Origin of the sequence: Bremerella sp. JC817 (assembly GCF_040718835.1) — a bacterium.
Lineage (GTDB): Bacteria > Planctomycetota > Planctomycetia > Pirellulales > Pirellulaceae > Bremerella.
In genome coordinates, this window is record NZ_JBFEFG010000281.1 from 831,742 (window position 1) to 856,271 (window position 24,530).

General features: G+C 56.9%; 16 protein-coding genes. 9 read left to right on the forward strand and 7 right to left on the reverse strand.

The features are described from left to right. Positions 1-41: 41 nt before the first annotated feature. Positions 42-1,694 (reverse strand): pilus assembly protein N-terminal domain-containing protein, encoded by a 1,653-nt coding sequence (locus tag AB1L30_RS26385; protein ID WP_367017510.1) that lies wholly within the window; start codon positions 1,692-1,694, stop codon positions 42-44. Positions 1,695-2,110: 416 nt separating this feature from the next. Here AB1L30_RS26385 and AB1L30_RS26390 point away from each other — a divergent pair, with 416 nt between their 5' ends. Both AB1L30_RS26390 and AB1L30_RS26395 read left to right on the forward strand, forming a co-directional pair. Continuing rightward, a complete protein-coding gene (locus AB1L30_RS26390; RefSeq protein WP_367017511.1) occupies positions 2,111-2,884 on the forward strand; it encodes a hypothetical protein in 774 nt (257 codons plus the stop codon). A gap of 175 nt (positions 2,885-3,059) precedes the next feature. Further along, a complete protein-coding gene (locus AB1L30_RS26395; protein WP_367017513.1) occupies positions 3,060-4,535 on the forward strand; it encodes a sulfatase in 1,476 nt (491 codons plus the stop codon). Positions 4,536-4,556: 21 nt separating this feature from the next. Here the strand turns inward: AB1L30_RS26395 and AB1L30_RS26400 are convergent, their stop codons facing one another. From AB1L30_RS26400 to AB1L30_RS26410, 3 genes are all read right to left on the reverse strand, one after another. Next, entirely contained in the window at positions 4,557-5,969 is a 1,413-nt protein-coding gene (locus AB1L30_RS26400) for an RtcB family protein (protein WP_367017515.1), read from the reverse strand. A 63-nt stretch (positions 5,970-6,032) separates the two neighbouring features. Beyond that, positions 6,033-7,253, reverse strand: a complete 1,221-nt coding sequence (gene lhgO / locus AB1L30_RS26405) for an L-2-hydroxyglutarate oxidase (RefSeq protein WP_367017517.1) — start codon at positions 7,251-7,253, stop codon at positions 6,033-6,035. A 5-nt stretch (positions 7,254-7,258) separates the two neighbouring features. Continuing rightward, positions 7,259-7,603 (reverse strand): MTH1187 family thiamine-binding protein, encoded by a 345-nt coding sequence (locus AB1L30_RS26410; RefSeq protein WP_367017518.1) that lies wholly within the window; start codon positions 7,601-7,603, stop codon positions 7,259-7,261. A 196-nt stretch (positions 7,604-7,799) separates the two neighbouring features. Here AB1L30_RS26410 and AB1L30_RS26415 point away from each other — a divergent pair, with 196 nt between their 5' ends. The 3 genes from AB1L30_RS26415 to tsaD all read left to right on the forward strand — a co-directional run bounded on the left by AB1L30_RS26415 (position 7,800) and on the right by tsaD (position 11,445). Then, positions 7,800-8,927: a DUF1207 domain-containing protein gene (locus tag AB1L30_RS26415; protein WP_367017520.1), complete on the forward strand. Its 1,128-nt coding sequence runs from the start codon at positions 7,800-7,802 to the stop codon at positions 8,925-8,927. A 135-nt stretch (positions 8,928-9,062) separates the two neighbouring features. Next, entirely contained in the window at positions 9,063-10,406 is a 1,344-nt protein-coding gene (locus AB1L30_RS26420; protein WP_367017521.1) for a S41 family peptidase, read from the forward strand. A 16-nt stretch (positions 10,407-10,422) separates the two neighbouring features. Beyond that, complete coding sequence (gene tsaD, locus AB1L30_RS26425) at positions 10,423-11,445, forward strand: tRNA (adenosine(37)-N6)-threonylcarbamoyltransferase complex transferase subunit TsaD (RefSeq protein ID WP_367017523.1); 1,023 nt, start codon at positions 10,423-10,425, stop codon at positions 11,443-11,445. Positions 11,446-11,501: 56 nt separating this feature from the next. On the opposite strand, the gene AB1L30_RS26430 is transcribed toward tsaD, so the two are convergent. Then, the gene (locus tag AB1L30_RS26430) at positions 11,502-15,422 is read right to left on the reverse strand and encodes a hypothetical protein (protein WP_367017525.1); all 3,921 of its coding nucleotides are present in this window, start codon (positions 15,420-15,422) and stop codon (positions 11,502-11,504) included. 368 nt (positions 15,423-15,790) lie between these two features. Next, positions 15,791-16,750 carry a hypothetical protein gene (locus AB1L30_RS26435; protein WP_367017527.1) on the reverse strand — a complete coding sequence of 320 codons (960 nt, stop codon included), beginning with the start codon at positions 16,748-16,750 and terminating at the stop codon, positions 15,791-15,793. Positions 16,751-17,082: 332 nt separating this feature from the next. On the opposite strand from AB1L30_RS26435, the gene AB1L30_RS26440 reads away from it, so the two are divergent. The 3 genes from AB1L30_RS26440 (at position 17,083) to AB1L30_RS26450 (ending at position 20,754) form a co-directional block, all read left to right on the forward strand. After that, positions 17,083-19,017 (forward strand): SLC13 family permease, encoded by a 1,935-nt coding sequence (locus AB1L30_RS26440; protein WP_367017529.1) that lies wholly within the window; start codon positions 17,083-17,085, stop codon positions 19,015-19,017. Positions 19,018-19,388: 371 nt separating this feature from the next. Beyond that, positions 19,389-20,300 (forward strand): DUF1559 domain-containing protein, encoded by a 912-nt coding sequence (locus tag AB1L30_RS26445; protein WP_367017531.1) that lies wholly within the window; start codon positions 19,389-19,391, stop codon positions 20,298-20,300. A gap of 28 nt (positions 20,301-20,328) precedes the next feature. Continuing rightward, the gene (locus AB1L30_RS26450) at positions 20,329-20,754 is read left to right on the forward strand and encodes a carboxypeptidase regulatory-like domain-containing protein (protein WP_367017533.1); all 426 of its coding nucleotides are present in this window, start codon (positions 20,329-20,331) and stop codon (positions 20,752-20,754) included. Here the strand turns inward: AB1L30_RS26450 and AB1L30_RS26455 are convergent. Further along, positions 20,751-21,182: a VOC family protein gene (locus AB1L30_RS26455; protein ID WP_367017535.1), complete on the reverse strand. Its 432-nt coding sequence runs from the start codon at positions 21,180-21,182 to the stop codon at positions 20,751-20,753. The two genes, AB1L30_RS26450 and AB1L30_RS26455, sit on opposite strands and share 4 nt — an antisense overlap. Before the next feature lie 196 nt (positions 21,183-21,378). Here AB1L30_RS26455 and AB1L30_RS26460 point away from each other — a divergent pair, with 196 nt between their 5' ends. Further along, the gene (locus AB1L30_RS26460; protein WP_367017537.1) at positions 21,379-24,390 is read left to right on the forward strand and encodes a VWA domain-containing protein; all 3,012 of its coding nucleotides are present in this window, start codon (positions 21,379-21,381) and stop codon (positions 24,388-24,390) included. Positions 24,391-24,530 lie beyond the last annotated feature (140 nt).

Below are 24,530 nucleotides of genomic sequence, written 5' to 3' on the forward strand. Positions count from 1 at the left end.
CGGGAACGAAGTATGGGCTGGTCTGAACCACTGGGGTCGAGTTAGTTGGAAAAACCTTGCGGTCCAGAGATGTAGTAGTCTTCGCACTCGTGATAGTGCCGGCTTGCCTTGTGAGCATGCCGCTGGGCCTTCAGGACTTCATGGTTTTCCCGGTGGATCTGACGGCTCATTTGAGGCCAGACCGTGCTGCGGTAGTCGTAGCCAGGGCGACCTTCGATCTGCTGATGCCAGAAGAACTCTTTGTTGGTCGGGTCGGTAACTTCCTGGCCCGGCAGAAAGAGTGGCAACTGTTCGCGTTCCATTGGGTGGACCAGTTCAGGGCTCACCAGGACGACCAGTTCGGTTTCGACGCGGGTCGTGCTTTGACGACCGAAGGCGGCACCGACCAGAGGAATATCCCCCAGGCCAGGCAGGCGAACGCGGCTACCGGTCTGTTCGTCTTGGATCAAACCAGCGACAGCCAGCCATTGGCCTTCTCGCAGGTCGACCGTGGTTGTCACACCGCGAATGTCCAGACCTGGGATACCGTCAACCGAGTTGTTGTTGTTGATCGAGCTGAACGATGGAGCGACCTGCAGACGAATCTTGTCTTTGTCCAAGACGGTCGGCGTAAAGGCCAGCTGCGTACCGAATCCGCGGAAGGTGGTCGAGACCGCACCGATACCGCCGACACCGACAGCCGTTGGCACCGCGAATTCACCACCCGCGATGAAGTTGGCCGACTTGCCGCTGATGGTCACCAGGGTTGGTTCGGCCAAGATCTTGGCCATACCGTTGGCACTGGTGGCCTGCAGGAACAGTTCCACGTCACCACCATCGAGGATCGCGGACAGATTGCCTGCCCCGGCCCCGATGATGTGCGAGATGTCGTAGTTGTCGCCGCTGACGCTGAAGTCGAAACCAAGGTTACGAGCCGCATCGCGTTGCAGTTCCGCAATCCGAACTTTCAGCATCACTTGCTGTTCGCCAGGAACGTGCAGCAAGTCGATGACGCTGGTCGTTCGCAAGTCTTCCGCACCCGGAAGCATCGCGGCAGAGCCAAGGCTGGCCCCTAGCGAGAGGTTACCAGCCTGGTCGACCGACTGGCCACCAAGGACGGCGATGATTTGGGCAGCTTCATGAGCGTCGCGAGCCTGGCCGCGGACAATCAGCTTGTCGGCGATGGGAATCAGCTGAACGATGCTGTTTGGGAACAGCTCGTTAATGCGTGCTTCCAGTTTGCCGTATTCGATTTCCGCACGGCGTTGTTCTTCGCTGTTGGCAGCGACCTTCACCAGGTAACGCAGAACGGTGGTCGTTCCATCGGGAGCAGCGAACCAGATGGTCATCGTGGTTTCGCCAGCTTTCAAACCGATGACTTCGACTTCGGTCGTGCTGAACTCGTTGATTTCCACGATGTCAGGACTGGTAATCGCGACCCGGGTCATCGGCAGCTTGGTCCGAAGAATCTTCGAGCGCGAAGGTTCGACCCGGAAGATCAGTTCCGGTTCGAGCACCTCTTGAATCAGGCTCGATTCCTTCATCAGGACCGAGTCGCTCGGTTTTTCGATTCGCTGTTCGGCACGTGGGCTTGGCAGATCAGCGGCGATCTGGGCATCGGCAGTGGCGGGAATCATCGCCAGCATTCCGGCCATGGCCGCGGCAAGTGCCGAACGACCGCCATAAAGAACGGTGAGTTGGAAGAAGCTTTTCATGGATTATCTACCACCACATTCGCTGGTTGGGAACGGTCGTGATCGGCAAGATTGAATCGAAGTGAAGTCATTAGGTTCAGTGGGATCTCGCGATCGCACCGCCTGCGGATCATTTAAGGTTTCGGATATTCCGATTGTGTTAGTTGAGCCGTATTTGATCGTGGTCCTATTTGTTTCGGAATTGCCCCCCATCGTTAGTGACTACTACTTTTCCAACAGGGTGCGTGAGGGGTGTATATATAATGGTCAAATCCGGAACAGATTCATCACAATGGGCAATCTACATAAAGTCAGCCGGTGAAAACGATATTTTCGGAGATGTCCCCCTGAATTGGTCGACCTAACATCAGACGCAGCAATGTCTGCCCCAAACCCAACCAGAATTCCTCAAACCTCTCTCAAAGGTTGAGCCGACTATGACCAGCGTATTTGTGATTGCCGCGGTATTTCTCGGTGCCGAAGGCGAAAGCCTGCAACTCAAACAGCCCGTGATCGCACAACAGGCAGCTCCTGCCGTGGTCGTTCTCGATTCCTTGCGAGAAGAGGAAGCTTCGCCATCGGTCACGGGTGGGCTGATCAAACCAGTCGCTTACCAGTCGAAGCCATCGAAGGTGAACCTGGCCCCGGTCGCTAGCAAGGCGAGCTACTCCGTTCTACAGGACGAGTCCCCTTCAGACGCCATGCCGCAGCCAATGCAGGCCATGCCAACCCCACCGAAACCAGTCATGCCATCGGAAATTGGTGGGGCTGACCTGGGCGAACCTTACGTTGCTTCGGCCGACTACTCGCTAAGCTCGTGCGGTGCTACGACGGAAGGTGATTCATGCGGTTGCGAAAGTGCCCATGGATGCAACCTCGGTTGTGGTTGCGGCCACGGCGGATGTGGTCATGGTGGTTGTGGCTGCGGTCACGGTCATGGTGGCTTCTACGCTCACCACTGCCTGCCATCGCCATGGCATGCCCCCGGCAACATGGCACCACACCGCATGTACGACGCTCTCCCAAAGACGTACTACTACTTCCGTCCGTACAACATGCTGATGATTCCTGACCAGCAAGCTCAGGCCGCTGCCTGGGTCGAAAACCCACACCTGCCTTATTCCAACGGCGTCTTCCAGAAGGTCTACGCCGAACTGGAACCGGTTCTGAACGCTCCCGGCGAAATCATCTCGGCACCTCCGATCAACTAACGATCGTCGAGAACACCGAACAAAAAGGCTCGCTGCCAATCAGGTAGCGGGCCTTTTTTTGTTTCGAATCGCCCGAACCGTTGTTTGCTCGATTCGTGCTCCGCGATGGGCTAGAATGGCGACACACCACTCGTCATCCCCATTCCATCCATCCCTCCGCCGAAGAAGTTGCCCCATGCGAAACACGCTTTTGCTGGCCGTTGCGCTGGCCTGCTACGTTCCGTCGCCCCTGATGGCCGACGCCCCCAAGCAGCCGAACATTTTGTTCATCGCCATCGACGACCAGAACGACTGGATTGGTTGCCTCGGTGGACATCCTCAAGCGAAGACGCCCCATATCGATCGAATCGCCGAGCGTGGCACCGTGTTCCTGAATGCCCACTGCCAGGCCCCGCTTTGCAATCCTTCGCGAACGAGCCTGATGACAGGGCGTCGTCCATCGTCGACCGGCATCTATGGTTTGTCGCCCTGGTTTCGCGATGTTCCGGAACTCGCCAACCTGGTGACGTTGCCGCAACATCTCTCGGCCGGCGGCTACACGAACTATTCCACCGGCAAGATCTATCACGGCGGCTATGGCCGGAAGAAGAACGATGCGGAGTTCCAACATCTGGGACCACCAGCCGGCGTCGGAGCACGTCCAGCGAAGAAGTTGGTCAACACGCCCGCCGCGCATCCGCTGGTCGACTGGGGCGTGTTTCCTCATAAGGACGAAGACAAAGGAGACTACCAGGTCGCCTCTTGGGCGGTCGATACATTGAACAACAAGCCGCAAGAACCGTTCTGTTTGTCGGTCGGTTTCTTCCTGCCGCATGTCCCTTGCTATGCCACGCAGAAGTGGTTCGACCTTTATCCAGAAGACGAACTGCAACTGCCGGAGATCATCGAGAACGATCGTGACGACACCCCGCGATTCAGTTGGAATCTGCACTGGAAGCTGCCGGAACCTCGCTTGAAGTTCTTGAAGGATGACCACCAGTGGAAGAACCTCACCCGTAGCTACCTGGCATGCACCAGCTTTGTCGATGCCCAGATCGGCCGCGTGATGGACGCCTTAGAGAAGAACGGTTACGCCGACAACACGGTGATCGTGATCTGGTCGGATCATGGTTGGCACATCGGCGAAAAGGAAATCACCGGCAAGAACACCTTATGGGACGATGGTACCCGCGTGCCGCTGATCTTCGCTGGACCAGGGATCACCGGTGGTCAACGCTGCACGCAGCCGGCCGAACTACTTGACCTTTACCCGACCCTCAGCGACCTGGCTCAGCTCGAGCAGCCCGCAGGCTTGGAAGGTCATTCGTTGATTCCGCAGCTTCGCGATGCCAAGTCAAAGCGGGAGTTCCCGGCGATCACGACCCACAACCATGACAACCACGGCATCCGCACCGAGCGTTGGCGATTCATTCAGTACGCCGACGGTTCGCAAGAGCTGTACGACATGCAGGCCGATCCGAACGAATGGACGAACCTCGCGTCGAAGTCCGAGTATGCCGACGTAATCGAACGCCTGGCGAAGTTTCTTCCGGCCAAGAGTAAGATGCCGGCCCCCGGCAGTGCCCATCGTGTGTTGACGTACACCGATGGCGTTGCGATCTGGGAAGGAGAAGAGATCGATCCGAACGGACCGATCCCTGAGATTGACTAGTGCGGAAGTGACCGGGCCGAGTCAGTCCTCGGCCCGACTTCCATCACCGCACATTTTGACGATCTTCGGATCGAACTGCCCAACGATGTCGACCAGATCACTCTGAGCCGCCATCACTTCGTGGATGTCTTTGTAGACTCCTGGCACTTCGTCCGAACCGGCCGACAAGATGTGAACGCCTTGAGCCTTCAGTTCCTGTCGCGTGTTTTGAATGCGGAACGTATCGTTCGCCTTCTTACGCGACATGCACCGTCCGGCACCATGCGATGCCGAATCGAGGCTGCTGGCATTTCCCTTCCCGCGAACCACGAATCCCGGCGTTCCCATCGAACCTGGGATCACTCCCAGCACACCTTCGCCAGCCGGGGTCGCCCCCTTACGGTGCACGATCATCTCGCGACCATCGTGCGTTTCCTTCCAGGCGAAGTTATGGTGGTTCTCGACACCAGCAACGATTTCGCCGCCGACCAGGTCGCTTACCAGGCGATGGATCACTTCGTGATTCGCCGCCGCGTAGCGTCCCATCAAGTTCATCGCTTCCCAGTACTCTTGCCCTTCCTCGCTATCAAGCGACAACCAGGCCAGGTACTTGAGTTGCTCGTACTTCTTCGGCAACTTGGTGCGAGCGATATTGCTGTAGGTACTGCACACGGCAGCCCCGGGGCCACGGCTTCCGCTATGGCTTAACAGCGCAACGTATTCGCCCGGTGCCAGCGAGAACTTCTCGTCCGTCTTGTCTTCCTCGCGGATCGTCAACAAACCGAACTCGACGAAATGGTTCCCGGAACCAGACGTACCCAACTGTTGCCACGCCTTGTCTTTCGACTGACGCGTCACCTTGGTGATGTTCCAGTTCTCGTCCATCACGTCGTGCTGCTGTGGCTTCTGATGCGTCGAGCCAACACCGAATCGCGTACCCTTTTCCAGGGCACGACAACAAACGTCGAACTTCGACTCCAAAGCATCCAGCGGCAAATCGAGCACGCTTAGCTTCATACGGCAAGCGATATCCACGCCCACCGCATAAGGCACAACGACACCTTCCGTCGCCAACACGCCGCCGATCGGCAGCCCATATCCCACGTGCGCATCAGGCATCAACGCCGCACCCGAAGCGTTGGGCAGCTTGCAGGCCTCACGCATTTGCGAATGAGCCCCTTCGTCGATATCGCTTCCCCAGGTCTGGTACGTAACGTTCTCTTGCAGCGGCGGCAGCGTCTGATCTTCCATCAACGTTGCCGCGAACGCACCGAAGCAGACATCGTCAACGAACTGCCCTGGCGATTCCACGACTTGCTTAACCTGACGCTTCAAATCAGCACCGCGCATTCCATGCGTCGTCGCAGCACTCGAAACAGCCTTTACCGCTTCGACGAGTGCGTATTCTGGAACACCTAATTGCGTCAACTGACGACGATTCATTACTTCTCTCACTTATCTTTCGTTCTTATCGATCTATGAACGAAATAGTCCCATCCCAAGCAGGAAGGTTCGCCATCACGATGCTAAAACGTCGGCGGCCTGAGAAGCAATATGATTGCCAATGTTTAACGAAGAAGTCGCAGCCGGGCTCGGGGCATTCAAGACATGGATGAAATTGCCTTCCTTCTGGATAACAAAATCATCGACCAGGCTGCCATCCTTGCGCAGCGCTTGCGCACGCACGCCAGCCGGCGCAGGAATCAGATCTTTCCCTTGGACTGCCGGGATCAACCGCTGCAGGGACTTTAGGAATGCCGAGCGAAAATAAGATCGCCGCATTTCTCCAAGACCGACACGCCAGTACTTGGCGGCCATTCGCTGAAATCCACGATAGCCGACCGAGTCCCATAAGTCGGAGAAATCGATCGTCCACTTGGTGTACCCTTCGCGTGCGAATGCCAGCACTGCGTTCGGTCCGCATTCGACTGCGCCGCCGATCATCCGTGTGAAATGGACGCCGAGAAATGGAAAGGCCGGGTCTGGGACCGGGTAGATCAAATTGCGGCAAAGATGCTGGGCCGAGTCGGACAGCTCGAAGTACTCGCCCCGAAACGGAACGATCTTCACTTCTGGCTCATGCCCGCAAAGGGCTGCCACGCGGTCCGATTGCAGACCGGCACAGTTGATCAGCAGCGAAGTGCGGAGAGTTCCGGTCGTTGTCTCGACGATGATTTCATCCGAACGCTTGATCACTCCGGTCAGCCGGGTTGAAGTTCGGACTTCGCCCCCGAGGTCTTGGATCAATTCGCATAGCCGAAAGCAAACACGTCGATAGTCGACGATGCCCGCCTCTTTGACATGCACCGCTGCGATTCCATTGCAGTAGGGCTCGAGCGATCGCAGTTTGTCGGCATCGAGCTTCTCGCAGGCAACGTTGTTTTCGAGCCCGCGTCGATAGATATCGTCGAGCCGACCGAGTTCGTCTTCCCGCGTGGCGACAATTACTTTGCCGCAGATGTCGTGCGGAATTTCGTTCTCTTGGCAGAAGGCGACCATCGCAGTGCGACCTTCGCGGCAGTTGATCGCCTTGAGCGAGCCGGGTCGATAATAGATGCCCGAGTGCAACACGCCGGAATTATGCCCCGACTGATGCTGGGCGAGGACCTGTTCTTTCTCGAGAACGACAACCTGGCGATCGGGATAGCGCAGCGAGATCTGATAGGCGGCCGCCAATCCGACAATCCCGCCACCAATCACGACTACGTCGACTTCTGGAGAATCCTCGCCGAAAGACATCTTCTCTAAGGAGCTTTCTGATCAGGTCCAGCGTCCGAATCGATCGTCTTCAAAGGAACATCCACCTTGGTCAACACGCTGCTGACCTTGGACTCGAGTCTTCCCTGGTAACCTTTGCGATAGTCTAGCTTGGCCGTGCAGGTCACGCGGTCGCAATCTTTGGCCATCGCTTCCAGGCACTTCTGCAGAACCGCTAGCACCTGCTCGATCTCGCCTTCGATGATCGTTCCCATCGCATGCAAGCGGTAATCGAGGCCGCTAGCGGCAATGATTTTCAGGCTTCGAGCCACATATTCGCTGACAGAATCCCCTTTATTCAGCGGGGACATACTGAATTCCAACAGAACCATCTCGACCTTTTTCGTGTCTTGAATTACCGGCAACGGCTAATAGTTCACCAGTGCACTATTTTGATAAAAACTGATATTGGGTCCGACTACCGACGTCGCTACACTTCGCCGTCATCCTCGGTGCCCGATTATGCCGATAAGCATGATTATCGCGGATGTAACAAACAAAATGCTATCAGGTACTCCCCGCCTTGCGATGATACGACACGTTTGGACTGCTGCCCTGGTTCTCGTTGGTTGTCTTGCACTGCCGTTCACGGCGAGTGCCCAGACAGGCATGGGTTGGCCAGATCCAGCAAATATGTTCCCAGGTCAACGGCCACAATACCAACAGCCAATCCTGGATTTCCCCACCGACGAACCTTTGCCGGGCATGGCCGATGTTCGCGCGGTGGACTACCAGAGTCCGCTTGGTCAGCCATCGTTTCAAAACGACCTGACCGTCATGAGCCCGAGCGATCAAGTCGAATGGATCGAGCCTGACTACAACGCTCAGGTTCGCACTTATCGCGAACCTATCTACGATCGCCCCCTGACGAACGTTCCGAACGACGAACCATACGAATGGACCATGCTTCCCCAGGGAATGGTCTATAAATCGTATCTCGCCGGGCCCAAAGAATCGCGTCTGGCCGCTAACCTGATGAAAATTACCGACGATAACTGGATGCTCGACGGCACCCTGGGTGGTCGCTTCGGGGTGATGCGTTATGGTCGCGACTCGACGTTTCTTTCCGACGGTATCCAGTGGGATGTCGAAGGTGCGGCCCAAGTTCGTCTCGACATTCCAGAAGATGTTGACGTTCGCTCGGTCGACTTCCGTGCCGGTACGCAGCTTACCTGGAGCTATGCCTCGAACCCAAGACATCGCTCGAGATTCGGTTACTATCACCTCAGTTCGCACCTGGGTGATGAATTCCTGCTGAAGAACCCGACTTATCCTCGTTTAAACTATGCCCACGATGTGATCATTTTCGGTCACTCGTACTACTTTACCTCGCGACTGCGTGTTTACGGCGAAGTGGGCTGGGCATTCTACAATCTGGAATCGGATCCATGGGAATTCCAGTTTGGTATCGAATGGGCTCCGAACGAAAAGACCGGTTTCTGGGGCGAGCCGTTCCTGGCGATCGGTGCCCACCTGCGAGAAGAAGTGAATTATGGCGGTAGCTTCGTCGTGCAGACCGGCTGGGCCTGGGTTGGGGACGTTCCTGGCCGCACGCTCCGTGTTGGCTTACATTACCACAACGGCGATAGCACCCAGAATTCGTTCTACGACAACTGGGAGCAGCAGATTGGTTTCGGGATCTGGTACGACTTCTAATCGTCACCAGTTTCGATCCTTCAATTGCCGCAGATTTCTGGGGGTTCTATAATTTCCCCAGACCCATTCCTCGCGTCGGTTAATGGCCGACGCTTCGAGGAACCCGATTATCGCTCTTACGGAGGATCGATTTCCATGCCTTGGAAATATTCCGGAATCTACGCATTCGTGCTGCTGTTGCTTGTTTCTCACACCTTGGCAGCCGCGGAAGTTTCCCAAGGCGACGATCCTACCGATCCAGACAACGTCTACGCGAACGTCGACGAAGAGTACGTCGAACTGATCCAGCTCTTCGCCGACACCCTCGATCAGGTCGACCGCAACTACGTGAAAGACGTTGATCGGCGAGAGCTGATGGAAGCCGCCATTCGCGGGGTGATCTCGAAGCTTGATCCCTACTCGAATTACATCGCCCCGCAGGACCTGGAACAGTTCAAAACAGGCGTCGAAAGCGAATTCGGCGGCATTGGTATCCAGGTTTCGACTCGCGATGGCAACCTGGTCGTGACGAGTCCGCTGATCGATACCCCGGCCTACAAGGCTGGTATTATCGCTGGGGATCGTATCACCCACATTGAAGGGGAAAAGACCCAGGGCCTGTCGATCGACGATGCCATCAAGAAACTGAAAGGCCCGGTCGGCACCACGGTGACGATGACCGTTTACCACCCCAGCACTTTCAGCAGCGAAGAGGTCACCGTCCAACGCGAGATCGTCCAGATCGAAACGGTGATGGGGGACGAACGCCTGGAAGGGGGCGACTGGGACTACATGCTCGACCACGCCAACAAGATTGGTTACGTCCGCATTTCCGCCTTCAGCCGCCATACAGCCGACGACTTGCATCAGGCAATCACACGTCTGCTGGACGATGGCATGAAGGCCTTGATCCTTGATCTGCGATCCAACCCAGGTGGCCTGCTAACCTCGGCTGTCGAAATCTGCGATATGTTTATCGACGAAGGAAAGATCGTCAGCACCGAAGGCCGGAACTCGCCGAAGCGGGTCTGGACCGCCGAGAAAGAAGGCACACTGCCTGACTTCCCGATGGTGGTGCTGATCGACCATTACAGTGCCAGCGCGAGCGAGATTTTGTCGGCCTGCCTGCAAGATCATCAGCGAGCCACAATCGTCGGCGAACGAAGCTGGGGCAAGGGAAGCGTCCAGAACATCATTGAACTGGAAGAAGGAAAGAGCGCCCTGAAGCTGACTACCGCTGGCTACCAGCGACCAAGCGGCGAGAAAATCCACCGCTTTGAAGGGGACACCGAGAAAGACAAGTGGGGTGTCAGCCCCGACGACGGAATGGATGTGAGCATGTCGCGCGAGCAGAAAGTGGCTTACCACTCCTACCGTCGACGCCGAGATCAGGATACGATCATCCCACACCCGCCTGCCCCCCAAGAGGAGCTCTCGGAGATTGATCCGGTGCTGAGCAAGGGTCTCGAACACCTCAAGGCAGAGCTTTCTTCCTCCTGATCTGCACACCCAGCCGATGAAAATCCTTACGATCGAATCGACCTGCGACGAAACCGCCGCGGCCGTCATCACGGATGATCTGGAAGTCCTATCCTCTGTCGTCGCTTCGCAGGATGAACTGCACCAGCGTTTCGCGGGCGTCGTCCCTGAGATCGCTGCCCGGGCTCACCTCGAACGCTGTCTGCCGGTGATTGACGAAGCCGTTCGTAAAGCAGGAATCGAGCTCAGCGATATCGACGCCGTGGCCGTGGCGAACATGCCTGGCTTGGCCGGATCACTGCTGGTGGGCGTTACCGCAGCCAAATCATTGGCCTGGCTGCTGGATAAACCACTGATTGGCATCAATCACCTGCAGGGGCACATCTATGCCTGCCAGGTTGCCTTCCAAAAGCCGATCTTTCCCTGCATTGGCTTGATCATCAGTGGTGGCCACTCGACGATCTATCACTGCAAGAGTCCGTTCGAATTCGAGCCGCTGGGTGGCACGATTGACGATGCCGCCGGCGAATCGTTCGACAAGGTCGCCTCGATGCTGGGCCTGCCCTACCCTGGCGGTCCTTCGCTGTCGAAGTGTGCCCTGAACGGCGATCCTAAGAAGTTCGCCTTCCCGCGTCCATTTCTGAACGATCAGTCGCGTCTCGACTTCAGCTTCGCCGGCCTGAAAACGGCCGTGCGCTACGAGATCGCCGGTCCAGGTGCGGTCGACTTCAAGTCGCTGGTAATCGATGATCAGCGTAAGGCGGACATCGCCGCGAGCTTCGAGCAAGCAGTGGTCGATTGCCTGGTGGGCAAGACGATGCAGGCGATGAAGAAGACCGGCATCGAGCGGATCTGTGTTGGCGGCGGTGTCGCGGCCAATCGTCGTTTCCGTACAGCCCTGGAAGAACAAGTGGCTGCGGCTGGAGGCGAACTGATGATCGCCCCGATGCACCTTTGCACCGACAACGCGGTATTAGGTGCGATCGCGATTGAAAAAATAAAAGCGGGGCTGGTCGACGATCTTTCGCTCGACGCCGTGCCCGGCTTGATTCGTTCGTAACACGGTCCGTTGGTTTGAACGGACCGCGTTCTCTGTTTGCTTAAGCTTCCAACCGGTTAGTTGATACCGGTGTTGGTGCCCGTGGTGCCCGTCGTACCGGTGTTCGTACCCGAGAAGGTGTACGAGGTCACTTCGCCGATCGCCGAGAACAACGGCGTACCGTTGAAGCGGACGTAACGACGGTCAGCCGAGATCACCGCGAATGCCGAGAAGTTGGTACCTTCTGGCAGGGTCGTGATCACCGGGCGGTAACCCACCGAGTTGCGAACACGGCGAACAAAGTCGTCCGAACCGTTATTCACGCCGGTGACGTATTCTTCCGTGGCGGTCGAACCTTCTGAGGCGGAGCTGATCTTCGAGGCAACTAGTTCGCGGCCCATGGCAACCTGGGTTTCAACAGCAACTTTGACCTGCTGCTCGTCCAGGCTTTCGGTACGACGACCTTCTGGCACGGTGAAGGTGATGAAAGCACCATCCTTACCGAGATCCAACTGTTCACGTTCGTGACGCTGATCCTGGGTACCGTAGTTGGTGAAGATGTCGACCGTGATCTTGCCAGCGGTCACATCGCCCCAAACCTTGCGGACCAGCATCTTGTAGTCACCCTTGAACCCCTTAGGCACCACATAGACTTCGTAAGCACCGTCGGTGCCGGCATCGCCCAGCGACGAAGCTGCGTCACCCAGAAAGACACCGCCCGAGATGGTACGCGGGTTGTGCTGCGAGCAAACGCTGCCGCTCGGTTCTTCGACGATCAGATCGAGATCCGATTCGCCCGACCAGGTCACCTTCACGATGGCATCGCGAACGAGCGCTTCACGGATCTGGTCGTTGAAAGCCTTGGCATCGTCACTGCGGTTTTCAGCCATCAGTCGCTGCAGTTCCGCCTTGGCGGTGGTGAAGGCTTCGGTACGAATGTCGAGGCGATCCTTTGGCCATTCCTGCGACAGGATACCGACGCAAGCCCAGCGGATGGCTTCTTCATCGTCCAGACGCTTGGCCACGGCCAGACCCATCGAGTATGGTTCTGGGCGAAGTGGTTCGATTTGGGCGACGTCCTGATAGAGCTTCAAGGCTCGGTTATCGAGACCCATCTTCGACATCAGCAGGGCGACCATCAGGCGATGGTTTGGACCGGTGGTGAAGTCGACGGCACTCATCAGCGAGCGTTCGATGTCGGCTTTCGGTGCGTGATCGAGTTCCATCGACAACGCCATGGCTTCGTACATCCAAGGCTGCAGGTAACCATAACGGAGCGACATTTGGATCATGTCGGTCACGTCGCTGTAACGCTTGGCAGCCATCGAACGGCGAATTTCGGTTCGCAGAGCAGCGGCTGGAATACCTTCTTCATTCTGGAAAGCACGTTCCCAAGCTTGCAGACGGGTTTCGCCTTCGTTCACTTGTAGAACGTAAGGCTTGCCTTCTTCTTCCTGAGCCGACTGAGCGTCTTCTGCAGGAGCTTGAGCTGGGGCAGCGTCTTCGATCTTCGAGACAGCCTTTTCGTCAGCAACTGCAAACACGCCGCCGTTGTTGCCGAAGTTACCGCCACCGTTGTTGCCACCGTTACCATTGTTGCCGAAACCGCCACCCTGGTTGGAGCCGGTACCGCCACCACCGAGCGTACCGAGCTGAACCGAAACTGGCAGCACCAGGTCGGCCACTGGATACACCTTGGTGATCAGTTCACTTTCGGCTTCTTCCGGAGTAGTGATCATCAACACTTCGTTGGCAACGATGTAGGTCAGGTCCAGTTCCTTCAGCATCAAACGCAGAGCGGAACGGAGCGAAATACCTTCGATGTTGCGAGTCACTGGCGTGTCGGTCGAAAGACCGATTTCTTCCAGGGCACGGTTGTCGATCTGAATTTCAATGCCGTGCAACTGCTTCAGATAACCGACCACTTCTTCGAGAGGCGTGTCGATGAACTGAATCTTGGTTTCGGCATCCAACTGCTGGAAGATCTTCTGTTCGGCGTTGCCCGTTGCGGCAAGGTCGACCGAACCGTACTTCGCTTTACGATAGTAGATCTCTTCCCAGAATTCAGCGTCTGGATAGATGATCGGTGGTTCGTCTGGGAACGGCACCGACGACTTTTCCGATTCAAACAGCGTGTCGATCACGCGTTGATAACGAATTTCCTTCAGGGCGGTGTTCGCTTCGTAGTTACCAACCACTTCGGCAATCGAAACACCAGCAACGCCGGCCTGATTGTTCGGGTTGATCGAACGAACTTCCTGGGCACCGATCATGGCTTCGGTGTATTTGCCTTCGTCCATCAGGGCGTCGAACATCTCCATGATCACGCGAGCACGTTCTTCCGAGCGAACCAGTTGTTCGGTCAGAGCGATACGTTCACGAGCGATCGCTTCGCGTTCGGCCTGTTCGGCACGGCGAGCTTCGACTTCGACCGCACGCCCCGAAGCTTCACGGATCGCAGCAACGATCTGATTACGCAGACGGGTACGAGTATCAGGCGTCAGCTCTGGGCTGCGTTCGACCTTGTCCAACAGCAACTTCAAACCGTCGCGGGCTTGATCAGGATCGGTACGCATTTGTTCGCGAGCACGAGCCAGCGAGTTGGTGACGTCGACTTCGATGATTCGCGAGTTGAGAATCTGATCGGTCTGAACGTCGCGGAGGAAGTCACCGTCGTCGTCGCTTCCGAGCGAAAGCGAAGACGAAGCGTCATCCGAACCATCGTTCTGGAAGGCAACCAGTTGGAATGGGTTGCGACGGACGTTCGCAGCACCCTTGTTAACCGGAGCCTTTGGCTCGGCTGGCTGGGCGGCTTCTTGCTTGGCCTTTTCGGCAGCCTTCGAGACGGCCTGGGCACGTGGGTGATTTGGATCAATTTCCATGGCGGCCTGGGCCAATCGAGCGGCCCCGTCGACGTCGCCCGAGGCCAGAGCCTGGCTGCTCAGTCGAGCGTATTCTTCGGCCGATGCCATCAGGATCGAAGCCGTTTCACGCAGACCATCCGAGCCCAAGGTTGGCAAACGCAGACCATCGTCTTTGCGAGCCAGTTCGAGCAGTTGTGGCAGGTAAGCCTGATCGTCGTCCGAAGCTTCTGGCTTTGCGGTCCAGCTATTCGCGAAAGCACCGCTCCCCTTCACTTCAACCGTGATCGGACCTTCGTTGTTGACAACGCCAACCACGATCGTGTCGCGATCACCACGCATCGGTGGAAACTGCTTCGGGAAGACTTCTTCGACGTTGGCCGAATACTTGACCGAAGCTGGCCAGATGACTGGCGAGGTGGCACCAGCGGCCAGTTGAACACCAATTTGCTGAGCGACCACCGAACGACCGTCGATCAGCAGCATGCCGCCCGACTGGTTGGCCAGAACGGCCAGCGTTTCGATGTCACGTTGTGGACCAATCGCGAACGAGCTCAAAGCGACTTTGTTGTCGCGGAGCGTGGCGACCAGCTTCTCGAATTCTTCGTTCGACAGGAAGTTTGCGTGGCTGTTGCCGTCACCAATGTAAACCAGCGAGCGATTCAGTTTGCTTCCCTTGGTATAGGAAGCCACAGCGTCTTCCACCAGCGATGCCATGTCGGTCGCACCCAGCGGAGCTCGCTTTTCGAGCTGAGCGAAGGCGGCGTCGATTTCGCTACCCTGTGGAGCGACGAAACCCTTGGTCATCGGTACGGCCATCAGGTCGCCGGCGAACAATTGGACGCGGTTGTCGGCTGGCAGAGCGGCCATCATCGCTTTGGCGGCTTCGATCGAATCGGTGCGGTAAGGACCGGCCTGGCTGGCGGAGGTATCCACCATCACCACGATTTCCGATGGAAGAGCCTCAGGCTTCTCGTTGAGGGAGAGGCTCAGGGCGAAGTAGCGGGGCCCAGCGGCCTGCTGGTAAGTCGTTGCACGTGGGGCATCACCAGCAACGGCTGGCGCCACCATCAAAACGGCTAGCCCGATTGCCAAAAATGCCGAGAGACACTGCTCGAAGTGCTCACGCTTAGGCATAGTCGAAACTCCAAAATAGAAATCGTGAGAAGTGTTGTTCGATTGCGACTCTGTTCCGAAACAGCCGCAGGTGGGCTGGCTACTGCATTCGGCTCCGAAAAGACGAAAGCCATGGCCGGATTAGGATATCCGCGCAGGGATTGCGGCCCACTTTGAACCCCAATTCTATTTCCCTGGTGCAATTACTGCCACCAAAAAACCATGAATCCACCTAAGTTTAGCTGGATTAACATTTTGAGAAAATAGATGAAAGGGGTCATTCCTGCAGACCTCCCCTATTCGGGGAATTCTGCCGCTTCGGAAACGACTAAAGGGAGCCGGAGCTCCCTCGTCATAGCTATCATAAGTCACGGTTAGAAAGGGACTTGCTAAAAACGGAACAATTCCGGAAGTTGCGAGACCCGATGAACAGGCAGAAGCTCGCTTTGTTTTAGCGAAGCAATCGAGAAAGGAGCCGTCACGGTGCTCCAACCGGTCTGCAGCGAGGCTGCCAGTGGGCGGAAGTCGATTTCCCCAGCGAAAAGCGACCTAACATGTTCTCGCACAGCGACTTTGAACGCTTCCGGTACCTCTGGCGATGCGTTCTGCTCGGCCAGCATCACAGGATCGACTCGGCTCGGCAGGATGTCGCTGTTCTCGTAGACATAAACTACGGTCAGATCGTCGGTTGCAAAGACGAACCAGTCGTAAACCTCAGGCTCGAAATAGGCGTTGTATTCCGAATAACCGTAAGGATCGAGAGGGAAACCAGCGTCGTCCTGAGCAATCAGGGCCATCACCTCTTCGCCGGTATGGATCTGCGGCAGATCGTCCAGCGAAACCTCAGCAACTGCCAGATCTCCGGTATTAATCGTTGGCAGGTCATCCAGGCAGATCTCTTGGATCGGGGCCAACTCCCGTTCCGAGCTCACTTCGCAGGTCGCAACTTTCTTCCCCACCAGGCTCTGAGCCGCGAACTCGGCCCGGATGATCGATCGCAAATGCGACTTCACCGTCTCGGCAACGCTCATATGTGCTGGGCTTGCCAGCAAATGTTCCCATTCAGCAATCATTCGCTGTGCTATATGCTGGGATGGAGCTGGTTCGGCGACAGCGACCGGTCGGGCGACTTCGGCCAGGGTATGATCCTGAACCATGCTCCAATCGATGGGCGGACGCTTCAAAGCCTCGGCAATTCGGAACTCAACCTCCGGATGGAAGTCTGGGTTCATCGTCACACGCACCAGGGGACGACTCACATAGTCCGACATTTCCGAAGCTTTGGCACGGACTGTGCAAACGGTTGCCATGACAATGGCGATGAGGGTGGCAAACGTGCGACAACTCATGACTCTGTATCCTCCCAGAGATTATGCGAAAGAACGTGACCTGAACCGTTAGGCAATCCATGCGTCACGTGTTTGGTGGGCAAGTTAGGTAGAATAGGATATCGACGTCTTCAAAATGAACCCATTAGCAGGTTTGAGTAAGACAGCGAAATTGCGTCTACCTGGTGCCGTCACATTCCGTACCTTTTTTCACAGCCTCGAGCCGCTCAAACATCACCGTCTCCAATGCTGAGGGAAGGATTCCCTCGCCTTCGACCACCTTTCCATAACGACCACACCCCACTTTCAAGCCATGATGGCGGGCCAGTTCCACTGGCGACCAACGAATACTTATGGAACTCTTGCAAGCTGCTCATCCTTGGATTGCCATCGGCACGACCGTGGCAGTATTTCTGGCGATCCAGTTTGCTCGACGGGTTCCGGTCGACCTGCTGTTTTTGCTTGCCTTGTGCGCCGTCACCCTGCTGGGCCTGATCACTCCGACGATGGCGATCAGCGGGTTCTCGAGTCGCGCGGTGATTGCCATCAGCGCGCTGTTGGTCGTCTCGGCAGGGCTTCGTAAGACAGGGGTTCTCGATTGGATCGGTTCCAAGATCCTAGGCAACGCGAACAACGAACGCTCGGCCCTGATGCGGCTGACAGGCCCCATCGTCGTTTCAGCCGCCTTCGTGCTCAACACTGCCCTGGTCGCCATGATGATGCCGGTCATTCTTGACTGGTGCCGTCAGCGCAACCTTTCCCCTTCCAAACTGCTGCTTCCGCTAAGCTACCTGACCATACTCGGCGGCGTCTGCACCTTGATTGGCACAAGCACCACGCTGGTGGTGAATGAGAAACTACGCGACAGCGTGGCGATTGTCGAAGCGGAAATTGCTTCGCTCGAAACGCAGATCGCCAAAGCGACCGAAGAGCAACGTCCAGAACTCGAACTTCAACTCGCCAAACGTCGCCAGGTTCTGCCGAACGTTCAGCCAATGGGCTTTTTCGAGATTAGCTGGATCGGGGTTCCTTGCGCCTTGGTTGGCAGTTTGTACATGCTGCTCATCGGGCAACGCTTCCTGCCTGGCAAGCAGGACATCATGGAACAACTCGGGGATCAGCAGCGAGAGTACCTCGTCGAAATGCAGGTCCAGCCTGATTGCCCATTGATTGACAAAACGGTCGAGGCCGCTGGTCTACGTAATCTGCATGGCTTGTTTCTGATTGAAATCGATCGCGATGGCGACATCATCACGCCAGTTACCCCGCGCGACTTTGTTCGTGCCGGCGACCGCCTGGTGTTTACCGGGCTGGTGAATACGATCGTCGATCTCGAGAAGATCCCTGGGCTGATCCCGGCAGCCGATCGAACGTACGAGTTCCATCCGCAGTCGCGTGTTCAACGACACTTGACCGAAGTGGTGCTCTCCCCTTCTTCGCCGCTGATTGGTACCACGGTCCGCAAAGCGAACTTCCGTCAGCTTTACAACGCCGCAGTTGTCGCCGTGCATCGCAATGGCCAGCGTTTGCCGAACAAGATCGGTAACATTGTGCTGGAAATCGGGGACACGCTTCTGCTGCAAACTCGCAGCGACTTTATCGTTCAGCATCGCAACAATCGCGACTTCTATCTGGTCAGCAGTGTCGACGATGCCGAGCCACGTCGTCACGATCGAGCCTTGCTCTCGGGCGGGCTGATGATCGTTTTGATCGCGTGGCTCTGCTTGACCAGTTTGTTCTCCGGCTTCGAGTTCGCCGGAGGCTTCGGCAGTCCGGCGATTGCCGCCGTGACGATCGCGGCATTGATGATCCTGACGCAGTGCTTGTCGGCATCGGAAGCGCGAAGTGCTCTCGATATTCAAGTCATTGTGACCATCGCTGCCGCTCTTGGCCTGGGCAATGCCCTGTGGGAAAGTGGCGCGGCGCAGATGATCGCGGAAGCGCTGGTCTCTGCCGTCGGATCGAATCCATGGGTGCTGCTGGTGGTGATCTACTTGATGACGGTAATCTTCACCGAAACGATCACCAACACGGCGGTCGCCGCGCTGCTGCTTCCGATTGCCGTGGCCATTGGCCAGCAAGGCGATTTGAACCCTCGTCCTTTCATCATGGCGATCGCGATTGGGGCCTCGATGGCGTTCCTCACCCCGATCGGCTATCAGACCAACCTCATGGTGATGGGGCCTGGTGGTTATACGCCTCGAGACTATCTGAAGTCTGGTCTGCCGTTGGCGGTTCTGATCGCGATCACCGCAATGACACTGATCCCCCGCATCTGGTCGTTTTAGTTCTGCGATCCGGCCGCCTACCCTTGTATGGGCGGTTGCGGCTCGCTCGGACCGTAATCTGGAAATCCGTGCAGGCCGAGTAAATCTCGCTAATCAACCCCTACGGATTAACTCGTGGCAACGCTTGCCCTTCCCTCTGCGTAAGGGGGAGAGGCGGTCCATTAGTATGAGTAACCGATACTTTTATGGATTTTCACTAGCTGATATCTCGAGTTGTTGTTACAAAAAATTAGGAAGTGTAACGTCTCTGAGAATTCTTGTCCGCGGTCCGAACATCAGAGCTGCTTACCGATTCGCCCCATGAATCGCTCCCTACTCTTCATCATGCAGCCCTTGCGACCTCTATTCCAATTCATCCTCTGGAAGACGCTATGTATTCGAAGTCGAACCGCACCGGTTTTACGCTGGTGGAATTGCTCGTGGTTATTGCCATCATTGGTGTGTTGATCGCCCTGCTGTTGCCGGCTGTGCAGCAAGCCCGGGAAGCGGCTCGCCGGATGTCGTGCTCGAACAATCAAAAGCAATTGGGCCTGGCACTGCACAACTATCACGACACGCACGGCACCTTCCCGCCGATGATCATCCTGCCCGATCCAGCCACCGCACCCGCATGGGGCTGGAGTGCGTTAGTTCTGCCAATGCTCGAGCAAGGCAACGTCCACGAGTCGTTGCAGGTTGGGCGATTGTCGCTGAGCGCTTCTGCCGCCACGACCGAAGGGCAGACGATTTTGAATCAAAGCCTCGATGCGTTTAAGTGTCCTTCGGATGCTCGATCGGTCGAAGCTTCGCCCCGTTCGGTCTCTGGTGTTGCCTTAGGCCTGTCGAGCTATCCTGGCGTCAACGGAATCGGCCCGCGCGCTTACTACCGCGATCAAGGCAACCAGGTAAACGCTTCCGGTATCTTCAACGAACGCAACAAAGGGTGTGGCTTCCGCGACATCACCGACGGTTCATCCAACACCATGATGATCGGCGAACGCCACTACAAGCTGCCTTACAACACGAACGATACCTACACGCTGTGGGCCGGTACGACCAACGCCAGCATGCACGACAGCGGTTACTACGGCTCGATGGAAGTCGCCGGAACGACCGGCTATCCGATGAATGAAGTCGACGCCACCAACTGGCAGTATCGACACTGGTTCAGCAGTCTTCACCCAGGTGGAGCGATGTTTGCTTTTGGCGATGGCAGCGTTCATTTCCTCAGCGAAACGATCGACCAGACCACCTATCGCAATCTGGCCAATCGTTACGACGGCCAGACGCTAGGCGAATACTAAGACCGACGAGCTATCAGGAGCATTGTTGATGAAAAGCGTTTGCATTCCCCTGCTCTTCAGCCTGGTGGTTTTGTTGGGATGCTCGAGCGGAAAGCCGGACCTCGACTTTGGCGAGGTCCGCGGCACGGTGCAGCTACAAGGCACGCCGTTGCCGCACGCAACCGTTCGTTTTCAACCTTCCAGCGGCCGACCTTCGTACGGCAAGACGAACGAAGCAGGCGAGTTCACGCTGAAATTTATGGGGCGTGAATGGGGAGCGTTGGTGGGGGACCATCAAGTTGCGATCACGACCGAAGACCGCATCGAAGATCCCACCACCGGCGAGGCTCGCTGGCAGAAAGAAATCTTGCCAGCCAGGTACAATACCGAGACCACGCTGACCGCCACGGTCGAACCTGGCGACAACGTGTTTCAGTTTGAATTGGAAGAGATGAAGAAAGGTGCCCGCCGTTAAGGAATCTGCAGGCTGCCATCTTCGTTGAATTCAAAAGCACCGGAGGCGACTTCCCACAGGTAGCCGTCCAGGTCCGAAAAATAGCCGGAGTAACCACCCCAAAAGGTGTCTTGCCCCGGCTTTTCAATTTTCGCCCCAGCAGCTTCCGCAGCGGCCAAGACCTGATCGACCTCTTCCTTCGTCCGAACGTTATGAGCCAAGGTAATTCCGCCGAAACGAACCGGCGTACTTCCCTCGAACGCCTCACCGACGTCTTCAGCTAACTTGTCGAAGGGATACAAAGCCAAACTGGTTCCTTGGGTCTGGAAGAACACGACGCCCCGATCGCCGGTCCAAGTCGTCGGCAACCCGAGACCATCGCGATAAAACGCGAGCGAACGCGGCAAATCCTGCACACCCAACGTAATCAGACTGATTCGCGGTTCCATGATCCAAGGTTTCCTATCTGTCTAGATGCTTACCGTCGAGAAACGTGAAAAGACCACCCTAATGGCTCGATACGACGCAACGCAATCCGGGTTAACTTGGCCCGGCGGGTGGTCCGAAACTGGTCTTTTCTGAAGGTTCTGACATAGAATAGAGCTGCCGGCAACCATTGCGAGAAGCTCGTCCGAAAGAGAGTGCATGATCGATTACCAGATTTCCGTAGAACGACCGATCTATCTGGTGCTGCTCGCTCTGTTACCGATCATGTGGTGGATCTCCTGGGATGGTCTTTCCCTGGGCAATCGCGTCCGCTGGACGATCTCGAACGCCCTGCGCAGTTTGCTGTGCCTTTTGATCATTGGCGCACTCGCCGAAGTCGAACTGGTTCAAACCAACGATCGTTTGACGGTCATCTACCTGGTCGATCGTTCGCTCAGCATTCCGCCAGATCGCTTGGAAGAAGTGGTCGATTACGTTCGCTCGACCGCCAACGACTTTCGCCAGCCGGTCCCGGACGATCGCGTCGGCGTGATCAACTTCGGCGGCGACGCGGCAATTGAAATCCCACCTTGGTCAAGCGATCTCTTTCTGCGATCGCAGTCGGAATCACGCATCGATCCTCAGCAGACGAATCTTGAGGCCGCCTTGAAGTTGGCGCAAGCCGCCTTCCCGATCGATGCCGCTAAACGCATCGTGATCGTGACCGACGGCAAGCAAACGATGGGAGACGCCTTGGCCGCCGCCCGATCGCTGAGCGAGGCCGGCATCGGGATCGATGTGGTTCCGGTCACCAAGCAGGCCCGAGCCGAGGTTTCGGTTGAAAAGATCACGACACCGGCGACCAGCCGCGAAAAGTCTCCCTTCCAAGTTCAGGTGGTTCTGAACAACGATCCCGGTAATCACTGGGACGCCGAAGCGAAAAAGAAGCCTGTCCCAGGGAAGCTGCGCGTGGTTCGCTCGGGCAATGGGAACGAGCAAGTCGTCGTCGAACAAGCGATCGAGTTGCCCCCTGGCATTCGCGTCTTCTCGTTCCAGGACCAACTTCCTGATGGTGGCTTCTACTCCTACCAGGCCGAGTTCACTCCGGATGCCGCCGGCCTGGATGGGTTTACGCAAAATAACCGCGCAACATCGTTCACCCACATCGAGTCGACCGGTCAGGTTCTATTGATTGTCGATTCAACGCGTCCTGACGAGTTCGATGACTTCGCGAACATGCTGCGGGCCAACAACCTGAAGGTCACCATTCAGACCAGTGATCAGTTGTTCTCAAATCTGACCGACTTGCAGCCTTACGATGTCGTGGTGCTTGGCAACGTCGCCCGTAGCAGTGGCGACTCGCAATCGATTACCGCGTTCAGCGATGCCCAGATGCAGATCCTGGCGGACAACACTCGTAACCTGGGTGCCGGCCTGGTGATGCTGGGCGGCCCCGACAGCTTCGGTGCTGGCGGTTGGACCAACACGCCGATCGAAGAAGCGATGCCGCTCGACTTTCAGATTAAAGATGCCAAGGTTGTTCCGGTCGGCGCGTTGATGCTGGTGATGGACAAGTCAGGCTCGATGTCGGGCGAGAAGTTGCATTGGTGCAAAGCGGCGGCCCGGGAAGCCTTGCGAGCACTCGGCCCGCGCGACTACATCGGCGTGACCAGCTTCGACTCGGTCACCAGCCGAACGGTTCCGCTGCAGGAAGCGAAGAACCGTCCTTTCGTCACGCAGCTGATCAGTCGCCTGACAGCCGATGGGGGCACGAACTTGTTTCCGGCGATGGAAGATGCATTCCGCCAGATGCAAAGCAACGAAGCCGCCGTCAAACATATGATTGTGCTGACCGACGGGCAGACCCCTGCGGCAGACTTTGGCAACTTGACGCAACAGATCCGCAAGAGTGGCATCACCGTTTCTACCGTGGCGGTTGGTGCCGACGCCGACGTCGCCCTCCTCAACCGCGTCGCAGGTATTGGGTCTGGCAAGTTCTATCGCGTGACATCCCCCAAGGCGATTCCACGCATCTTCATGCAAGAGGCCCGTCGTGTGGCTCGGCCGCTCGTGTTCGAGAAGCCGGAAGGCATGGTGGCTGAAATTGTCGATCAGCATGAGATCTTGAAGGGCTTCGGTGGCAGCCTCCCAGCGTTCTCGGGCTACGTGATGACGACACCGAAAGACAGTCCGCTCGTCGATGTGCCGATCATCGCTCCGGAACCAGGCGGGCAAACCAACGCCCTGCTCGCAACATGGCAGTATGGTATTGGTCGATCGGTCTGCTGGACCTCGGACGTGGGGCAACGCTGGACGACCAATTGGACCGGCTGGGAAGGTCACGACAAACTGCTGCTGCAAATCATTCGCTGGAGCATGCGAAGCACGAGTCAGGCCAAGAACTACTTAGTCGCGACCGAGGTCAACGGTCAGCGGGTGAAGCTGATCTTGAACGCCCTGGACGACGACGGAAACTTCGTGAACTTCGCTTCGCCGCAGCTTAATGGCGTTGGCCCGAAGTCGGAGATGATCACTGCTGGTTTCCAACAAGTGGCACCAGGGCGATACGAGGCGGAATTTGAAGCCGAAAACGCTGGCCCACACTTCCTGGCGGTTTCTCCCGAAGCAGGCAAGTCGCCGGTTCGCATCGGGATCAATGTGCAAAACGCTCAAGAGTTCCGCGATCGGAGCGACAACTTGCCAATGCTCGGCCGTCTCGCCGCACTGACGCCGCCCGGTGGCAAGCCTGGCGAAGTCTTCAATCTGGATATGACGCCCGAGCAGTTGGCTAACATCGAGAGTACCCCGTTCCGTCATGACCTCCCTAAGGCCAGCAGTCAAAGTCCTATCTGGTTTTTGATTCTGGTCACTTCGGCAGCGCTGTTTGTTGTCGACATTGCCAATCGCCGCGTGCTGTGGGGATTCGCCTGGGCGAACTCATTGTGGGCGAGGCTCCTGCATCGCCCTCAACCAGAAGCCCCGGTCATCGCATCGCTGAACCGCTTGAAGGCCAAGAAAGAGAACCTCAGTCGCGAGTGGCTCAACACCTTCGAATCGCAGGTCGTCGACGAAACGCCATCGGCAACGACCACCGAAGATGCACCGACCGACGGGGCCCCCGCGACCACTGCCACATCGAAGCCGGAGCTGGGCACCGCGGATGAGAAGGGCTATCTCGATCGACTTTTAGACGCCAAACGTCAGTCGCGTCGTAAGGACGAAATCGATTAAGCCAATCCGCCCTGTCGATTGTCGCGACATGCCTGTCGTCCGGCGCGACATTCCCCCCAAGCCGCATCGAGAAAACGTTCGCCTGGCTACGGTGTTCAACGTATGGTTGCGTGGCAAAACCTAGCTGGCACGTCCTTTGC

Excerpts from the sequence above, each read along its gene's own strand:
- AB1L30_RS26450 (WP_367017533.1), top strand. The coding sequence starts at position 20,329 with ATGAAAAGCGTTTGCATTCCCCTGCTCTTCAGCCTGGTGGTTTTGTTG.
- AB1L30_RS26455 (WP_367017535.1), bottom strand. The coding sequence starts at position 21,182 with ATGGAACCGCGAATCAGTCTGATTACGTTGGGTGTGCAGGATTTGCCG.
- AB1L30_RS26435 (WP_367017527.1), bottom strand. The coding sequence starts at position 16,750 with ATGAGTTGTCGCACGTTTGCCACCCTCATCGCCATTGTCATGGCAACC.
- AB1L30_RS26415 (WP_367017520.1), top strand. The coding sequence starts at position 7,800 with ATGATACGACACGTTTGGACTGCTGCCCTGGTTCTCGTTGGTTGTCTT.
- AB1L30_RS26430 (WP_367017525.1), bottom strand. The coding sequence starts at position 15,422 with ATGCCTAAGCGTGAGCACTTCGAGCAGTGTCTCTCGGCATTTTTGGCA.
- tsaD (WP_367017523.1), top strand. The coding sequence starts at position 10,423 with ATGAAAATCCTTACGATCGAATCGACCTGCGACGAAACCGCCGCGGCC.
- AB1L30_RS26410 (WP_367017518.1), bottom strand. The coding sequence starts at position 7,603 with ATGGTTCTGTTGGAATTCAGTATGTCCCCGCTGAATAAAGGGGATTCT.
- AB1L30_RS26440 (WP_367017529.1), top strand. The coding sequence starts at position 17,083 with ATGGAACTCTTGCAAGCTGCTCATCCTTGGATTGCCATCGGCACGACC.
- AB1L30_RS26390 (WP_367017511.1), top strand. The coding sequence starts at position 2,111 with ATGACCAGCGTATTTGTGATTGCCGCGGTATTTCTCGGTGCCGAAGGC.
- AB1L30_RS26385 (WP_367017510.1), bottom strand. The coding sequence starts at position 1,694 with ATGAAAAGCTTCTTCCAACTCACCGTTCTTTATGGCGGTCGTTCGGCA.
- AB1L30_RS26460 (WP_367017537.1), top strand. The coding sequence starts at position 21,379 with ATGATCGATTACCAGATTTCCGTAGAACGACCGATCTATCTGGTGCTG.
- AB1L30_RS26445 (WP_367017531.1), top strand. The coding sequence starts at position 19,389 with ATGTATTCGAAGTCGAACCGCACCGGTTTTACGCTGGTGGAATTGCTC.
- AB1L30_RS26395 (WP_367017513.1), top strand. The coding sequence starts at position 3,060 with ATGCGAAACACGCTTTTGCTGGCCGTTGCGCTGGCCTGCTACGTTCCG.
- lhgO (WP_367017517.1), bottom strand. The coding sequence starts at position 7,253 with ATGTCTTTCGGCGAGGATTCTCCAGAAGTCGACGTAGTCGTGATTGGT.
- AB1L30_RS26420 (WP_367017521.1), top strand. The coding sequence starts at position 9,063 with ATGCCTTGGAAATATTCCGGAATCTACGCATTCGTGCTGCTGTTGCTT.